At 52.8% G+C, this 6715-nt stretch carries 7 protein-coding genes and 1 pseudogene; 4 read left to right on the top strand and 4 right to left on the bottom strand.

Annotated elements, in window-relative coordinates:
- Positions 1-846 precede the first annotated feature (846 nt).
- The 3 genes and pseudogenes from QZT94_RS01955 to QZT94_RS08885 all read left to right on the top strand — a co-directional run.
- Complete coding sequence (locus QZT94_RS01955) at positions 847-1110, top strand: hypothetical protein (RefSeq protein ID WP_296760551.1); 264 nt, start codon at positions 847-849, stop codon at positions 1108-1110.
- Positions 1110-1598 (top strand): hypothetical protein, encoded by a 489-nt coding sequence (locus QZT94_RS01950; protein WP_296760549.1) that lies wholly within the window; start codon positions 1110-1112, stop codon positions 1596-1598. Before QZT94_RS01955 ends, QZT94_RS01950 begins: the two co-directional genes overlap by 1 nt.
- Before the next feature lie 168 nt (positions 1599-1766).
- Positions 1767-2042 (top strand): annotated as a pseudogene (locus tag QZT94_RS08885) (helix-turn-helix domain-containing protein); the annotation flags it as partial.
- A 39-nt stretch (positions 2043-2081) separates the two neighbouring features.
- Here QZT94_RS08885 and QZT94_RS01940 read toward each other — a convergent pair.
- From QZT94_RS01940 to guaA, 4 genes are all read right to left on the bottom strand, one after another.
- Positions 2082-2723 carry a hypothetical protein gene (locus tag QZT94_RS01940; protein WP_296760553.1) on the bottom strand — a complete coding sequence of 214 codons (642 nt, stop codon included), beginning with the start codon at positions 2721-2723 and terminating at the stop codon, positions 2082-2084.
- The gene (locus QZT94_RS01935; RefSeq protein ID WP_296760548.1) at positions 2720-3562 is read right to left on the bottom strand and encodes a nucleotidyl transferase AbiEii/AbiGii toxin family protein; all 843 of its coding nucleotides are present in this window, start codon (positions 3560-3562) and stop codon (positions 2720-2722) included. Before QZT94_RS01935 ends, QZT94_RS01940 begins: the two co-directional genes overlap by 4 nt.
- Positions 3559-4158, bottom strand: coding sequence for a type IV toxin-antitoxin system AbiEi family antitoxin domain-containing protein (locus QZT94_RS01930; RefSeq protein WP_296760546.1), 600 nt, complete (start codon positions 4156-4158; stop codon positions 3559-3561). Before QZT94_RS01930 ends, QZT94_RS01935 begins: the two co-directional genes overlap by 4 nt.
- 269 nt (positions 4159-4427) lie before the next feature.
- On the bottom strand, positions 4428-6011 hold the full coding sequence (gene guaA / locus QZT94_RS01925) for a glutamine-hydrolyzing GMP synthase (RefSeq protein WP_296760544.1): 1584 nt from the start codon (positions 6009-6011) through the stop codon (positions 4428-4430).
- 229 nt (positions 6012-6240) lie between these two features.
- Between guaA and QZT94_RS01920 the strand changes: the two genes are divergently transcribed.
- Positions 6241-6715 (top strand): hypothetical protein (locus tag QZT94_RS01920; RefSeq protein WP_296773132.1); only part of this gene is annotated, 475 nt, incomplete at its 3' end.

Below are 6715 nucleotides of genomic sequence, written 5' to 3'. Positions count from 1 at the left end.
TCCCCCACCAAACCGGGACGGCGATTCCGCACAGGGAGGGCAGTAATGTCAGCCAGACAAACACAACCAGCAAAAACAGACGCCAACACCACCCTCCGAGTACACTTTCGCCCTCCCAGAACAGTTCCACCCTCCAAATCAGGGCAAACCGGGTTAATACCCAAAACGGGGTGAGGACGGATTGTTGGAGAGTCTTTTATGAATGTTTCGTATTCTCGGGAGCAGCGTCGTGAGGCGTTGAGGGTGTATAGGCGTACGGGGTCGGTAACTAAAACGATTTTGTTGCTGGGTTATCCAGGGTGTTTGTCACTCCACGAAAGTCCAGGCGGCTTTGTCTTAGTCGTGCTAATAGATGCTAACCGTTGCTAATAGAGGGAAAGCGTGCTATTAGACAGAACGAGCCTCTTGGCTACTCCCACTCAATCGTTGTATGGCACGTTTTGATGTAGTCAGCGGGGTGGGTGAGCTGGGATTCCCTCTACTCTTCCATCTCGAAAACCGTGTAGTCACCCTGTAGTCAGCAGTGACTACACGCTCTGTAGTCACCCGAGGAGGGTATTTTCGCCCGATCGAAGAGTGACAGGCCTGGCCTGCGGAAACACGTTTTAATTGCGTGCAACTGACTACATGGGCGGAAACGGTGCGAATGGGGTGGGGCGCTCCCCGACCCAAGAGTGACGATTTCCGAGTGAAGAATGACAGCGTTGAACTGCGGAAACGCACATTTAGTCGAACGAAGTGACTACATACCGATTCTTCTCACGCCCTACATAGTCCGACGAGCATTCGTGTCTGATGTAGACGGTAAAATTGAGCCATCATTGCAACGTACTACAGGAGACAACAATGGATGATCTATCGATTGAGGTTGGCCTCACGTGCCCAACTTGCGGTTGCACGAATTTCGAATCGGAGCAGCCTGGAGAAGATGAAGATTACACCGATGACTGGTCATTCACCTGTGCGCACTGCGGAAGGGGCTTTACTCGCAAGGAGCTCATAGAGGCGAATGCCGAGTCTATTGATACTGCCGTCGATGACATGAAAGACGAAATCCTCGAAGCAGCAGCGAAAGAGCTCAAGAAGGCGTTCAAAGGGTGGAAGATTTAATGAGTATGGATCTTTCGTTTGCCGCCACATGGGCGCCTATCGTTATCTCTGTTGTGAGCCTTATCGTTACTGTTTTTTCCTCTCACAGAAGCTACCGTCTCGACAAAAGCGATAAAGAGCAAAATGCGGAACTTCGCCGAATCCAGAAACAGCTAAGCGAGTTGCAGCTGCAAAAAGCCCGGGAAGATGCAGCTGCAAAATCATCATCAAAAGTCGAAGCGCGTCATGTATTGGTCGGTCTCAAGAAGCATCACATTCGCATTTCAAACGTCGGCGGCACGGTTGTGACAGACGTGACTACTGCGTGCGACGGCGGCCCCTATTTCTATAACCAGGATAAGGAGCCATTCGAGCGTCTGGAACCCGGTGAAAGCTTCGACCAGACCGTATTCTTCGCCGATGGATCCCCTTCGAAATTCACAGTCACCACTCGCTGGCGTGACGCCGATGGCGAGGAGCACAGCCGCGACAACATCATCACATGGTAGCCAGCATCACTCGATAGCTAGGCCGTTAGCAAACTATGACCTAGCGTGGCCTAACGTGACCTAACGCCCCGCGTGGCTTTGCTCATGCGCCTCCCATCAGGTATCTCTCTGCTTGTCCCGTCGAAAGGATGAGACTCCTTGGGCCTCGTTGCGGCCCGAGGGCGCCAGATGCCAGACGGAAGAACGGTAGGCCATCCCATGAAAGACGACATCCTCCGGATGCCGCGCGACGCGTTCCCGGTTCATCGGGGAATATCGGATAGCGATGCCGAAAGCCGCGAGAATGCCGGGGCGGGGATACGGGAATCTGCCGCCTCCTCGACATCCGAAACGCACAACCTGCCCGACGGTCTCATGGACGTGCCGCAGGTCGCGGACTACTCGCGCGTATCGAAGACGTCGGTCTACAAGCTCATCGAACGGCAGAAGATCCCCGCCATAAGGATCGGAAGACTACGGAAAAGCGATACTGCTATTGGCCAATCAATCACGCCTGTTCTTACCGGTGTAATCATCAATGTCATTCACGGTAAGACGAAGCAAATCGCCCTCTGCGATTCCTCGCTTCAGTCCCATGTCTTTTCTGAGTTGCATAAGGACCTTTTCCATTCCGAACAACAAGTCATTAGGGTCGCTAAGCCCCCTTGAAGAGGCAACCCGCCAGTTCCCCCAAGCCTTAATCGCTTTGGAAGAGCCCCAAAGGGTCAGCTCTTTCGTAAACTGGTTGAATAGATTAATCAACTCTTCTTGAGTGAATTCCTTGCCCGTTTTGGTCTGGGACTGAAAGTCGTAGAACATTGAAATGAGCTGCATGTATGGCTTTTCACGATGCATTCGCAAGTACTCGTTGCGCTTCATGACGTTGCTCGCAACATTACCAGAAACGTACGTAATCACGGATACCGTTGCGGTTATTAGCGCGACTACAATCGCAGAGTCCAGAGTCGAAAGAGATGCAAAGAAGGTTGCGACTCCAGGGCCGGCAAGATTAATCAGAACTGCAGTTCCACATGCAACGATAAGCACAATCAAAAGCAGGACCAGTAGCCCTTTAATTATCGGCCATAACTGAGAATTCCTGTTTTTCTCTTCATTAAGAGAGCCCATCTGGCCGCTCCCACTCATATTGCCGCTCCTAGTATCTTCCCCGCGGTCTGGCAGCACTGCACGAGCTCAATGCCGACTGCATGGGGATTCTTATTCGCATACTTGCTCCACAGCGCGAGCATCGTTTTGTCAGTTGCGACCTCGTCGAGGACTTCCTGCCACTGCGTCATCATCTCCGTGCTCCCGCGCTTGGCGCATGTACGTTTGAGTGCTTCCCGCAACGTGGGGATGTCGCAGCTGCCACCCCTGGTTCGCCAGAGCAGATGTATGTCGTAGAAGTCGCGCGGGCGGGTGTTGGCTACGCCTCGCGAGACGGCGGTCTCGAGCTTCTCGGCGAGCACCGTCTCGAGTGGGTAGGACATCAGGCTGACGCTTCCCCCGTCGAACAGGAGCGGGTAGTCGTAGACGATGGGGCCGGGCGTGATGCTGTCGCCCGTGGTAACGTCGATCTTGAGAGGCACTGCCATGGGCGGATACATCGCCTTGAGGAGCACGCATATGCCCGGGTAGTCGTCGGTCTCCCTGATATCCTCGGTGCGGTCGAACTCGAAGGTCCAATCATCGTCGATGCTGACAGCCGCCACCTCGCGGAAAACCTTCTCGGCGGATTCATGCGTCAGCGTAAAGCCGGTGACCGTCGTGTCGAGGTCCATCGTGGTCCTGGACGCCACGCCCACGAGGGAGGAGATGAGCATGCCACCCTTGATGACGACGTTGTCGCGCCATTTTGATTTCGAGAGGCGCTCGAGGAGCCTCTCGAAGAGGTAGCTCTGCATCAGGGACTGCGCGGGGATGCCCGCTTCCTTCGCTCTGGCGTTGATGCGCGCCTTGAGCTGCATCGCGTTCTTGGTCCTCACAGCAGAACCTCCAGGTAGTTGCGGATTTTGGTCTCCACTCCGAGGTTGCGAGCATAGGCAACTAGCTTTATGGGATCCCGACCCTTTTTCTTAACGTAAGATTGCATCGCCGGAACCACCAGCTGGGAGTCAGGCGTGCCCTGACCGCGAACGATGTCGCAGAGCGTCCTCTCGACGTCATACGCCCTGACTATATTGCCGTATTCTGTCTGGATATCGCAGAGACCGAGACCTAGGACGTCGTCGGCGCAGGTGCGGCATGCGATGCCGGCTGCCTTGGCCGCAGTCGCGTTGTAGCTCCTGGGGAAGGTCATCGTCAGGGCGAAGGGCGCACGGTCGGTCATGCCGTGGAGGAAGAGCGCCGTGTCGTCCGAGAAAATGCCGCGCGAGAAGCGGTGCTGAGCTATGTAGAGGGGATCCTCCCACACGTCGGGAAGCGCATAGAGACCACGGCCCACCTGGACGAGCTCACCGGCGCGCACGGCTTCTGTGAGCTTGCGTCTGGGAATTCCGGCGTCCGTCACCTGAGCGCTGGTGATGTAGCCGTTGCAGTTCGTGGCTATGTCCAACAGAGCGTCCGTCTCTTCTCCTCTCACATGCGTACTAACGCGCTTAATATTATCTAATATTCAGCACAAATGTACAACTGGTAAGTGAGAAGCAGTAAGTCACGCTCACATCGCTGTATGAAGAGCATTTCCGCAGGTTAACGCTCATGAAATAAGTTCAGGAATCCGAAGATTCCGGGCTTACTCTCATTTGTCACTCCTCAAAAGTCCCGGTGGCTTTGTCCAATACATGGCACTAGTTGCAAGGCAGCGCGACTAGACGTGCAGGATGAGACTAGATGGAATGGGCTATTTCCCTATTCCCACTCGATTGTTCCTGGCGGTTTGGAGGTACAGTCCAAAACCACTCGGTTCACTTCCGGAACAGAGTTAGTAATCCGGTTAGAAATTTTAGCGAGAACCTCGTAGGGCAACCGCGACCAATCGGCCGTCATCGCGTCCTCAGAAGAAACCGGGCGAAGCACAATCGGATGACCATAGGTGCGCCCATCCCCCTGTACCCCAACGCTGCGTACATCTGCGAGTAAAACGACCGGACATTGCCAAATGTCCCGATCTAAACCAGCCGCAGTTAGCTCTTCACGAGCGATTCTGTCGGCTGCCCGCAAAATCTCTAATCGCTTTGCGGTAATCTCACCGATAATGCGAATCCCTAAACCAGGACCGGGGAAAGGCTGACGCCAAACGATTTGCTCCGGCACTCCCAAAGCTAAACCAATCTCGCGTACCTCGTCCTTGAAAAGTGTCCTGAGCGGCTCAATTAAATCAAAATTAAGGTCTTCCGGCAAGCCTCCAACATTATGGTGACTCTTGATATTAGCGGCCCCTTCACCCCCACCGGACTCGACTACGTCAGGATACAAAGTGCCTTGCACCAGGAACTTTATCTCTTCTCCGCTTTCGCCAGCTTCTTTTACGAGGGCGCGTTGAGCAGCCTCAAAAGAGCGAATGAACTCGCGACCAATAATTTTACGTTTCGCTTCCGGCTCGCTAACCCCAGCCAATGCAGTTAGGAAGCGTTCCGATTCATCTACCGTCACGATTTTAATACCGGTTGAAGCAGCGTAATCACGCTCAACCTGTTCGCGCTCTCCCGCACGCAAAAGACCGTGATCGACAAAAATGCAGGTCAGTTGATCTCCAATAGCTTTATGTACCAGGGCAGCTGCCACTGAAGAGTCCACTCCCCCAGATAAACCACAAATAACCCGGGCATTACCTACTTGACGGCGTATCTTTTCAATTTGGATGTCGATAATAGAGTCGGCAGTCCATGTCGGCTGCAAACCAGCCCCGTTATAGAGGAAATGTTCCAAGGCGCGCTGACCATATTGGGAATGCAACACCTCGGGATGCCATTGCAAACCATAAAGATGACGTGTTGAATCTTCAAATGCTGCCACCGGAGTTTGTTCGGTAGCAGCAGTTACCTTAAATCCCTCGGGAGCTTTAATTACTGAATCCCCGTGAGACATCCACACTGTCTGCTCTAGCGGAGTACCGGCAAATAAACATCCCCCGCCGTCTTGCAGTTTAGCCTGAGTATGCCCGTATTCACGAGTCCCGGTTCGCCCTACCTGACCGCCCAAAGTTCGCGCCATAAGCTGAAACCCGTAGCAGATACCTAAAATCGGGACACCCGCAGAAAAAATCGCGGAATCAATACTAGGAGCGCCCTCTGCATAAACAGAGGAAGGACCGCCCGAAATAATAATAGCGGCCGGGTTCTTGGCTAGGATTTTTTCCGCATCCATAGTGTGCGGAACAATCTCGGAATAAATATGGGCTTCTCGTACCCGCCGCGCAATCAATTGGGCATACTGTGCCCCCATATCGATTACCAATACCGGGGAGGACGAATCAGGATTATTTTTCAGCACCCTCTAAGCATATCGGGATTAGGCTTTGTAGCACGAGTCGAAAGGTACTTCGTAAAAAATTTCTAGGGCTCTTGTGCTTATTGCTTAGATATCGGCAAATCTGACGAACTGAAAACTTGGCAATACCAAGTTGTGGCGTACCAGGCCCTGGAATATGGCAGGGCAAGTGGGGCGGAACTGATAACCTGATTAGTAAATACACCCTAACGAAAGCGGAGATGGCAAAACCATGCCCAACAGCTGTTATTTAGCACCTTTACAGGCAGATATTACTATTGAATCTATTGCTTGCGCCTTGGCGAGTGCCTTGGAAGATTGCCCGATAAAATCAGTATTTGAATCCCCGTTTGCTGAACCCAGCAAATGGCTTTTTGAACCCCAAAAATGTGCACAAGAACTGGTAAATAGCCTTTATACAAAGCAGACAACTATATTTTCAGGAAGATTTACCGATGTACCAGCAGGTTTAGATATTTGCGGTATTCATGCTGACGTGGCTCGTCATCTTCGCGCCCCCATCATTTTAGTAATTGACGCACAGAACCTGGATTCCCAGGGAGCAAGTGCCGCCGCTCACACCATGGCGGTACAAATCGAAAAACAAGGCGGAACCCCTATCGCCTCTATCTTGCTTAACGCCTCATTTACCTTTGAGAGTTCATTCGCTCATTCCCCGGTAATAGTTACTCCCAATACCGAAATAT

Source organism: Varibaculum sp., assembly GCF_008661855.1.
GTDB lineage: Bacteria > Actinomycetota > Actinomycetes > Actinomycetales > Actinomycetaceae > Varibaculum > Varibaculum timonense_A.
Note: the sequence above shows the minus strand (reverse complement) of the source record. Positions and strands in the feature narration are given on the sequence as shown.

What these genes read in the sequence shown, in the direction of transcription:
- QZT94_RS01950 (WP_296760549.1), top strand. Translation starts at nt 1,110, where the DNA reads ATGAGTATGGATCTTTCGTTTGCCGCCACATGGGCGCCTATCGTTATC.
- QZT94_RS01940 (WP_296760553.1), bottom strand. Translation starts at nt 2,723, where the DNA reads ATGAGTGGGAGCGGCCAGATGGGCTCTCTTAATGAAGAGAAAAACAGG.
- QZT94_RS01955 (WP_296760551.1), top strand. Translation starts at nt 847, where the DNA reads ATGGATGATCTATCGATTGAGGTTGGCCTCACGTGCCCAACTTGCGGT.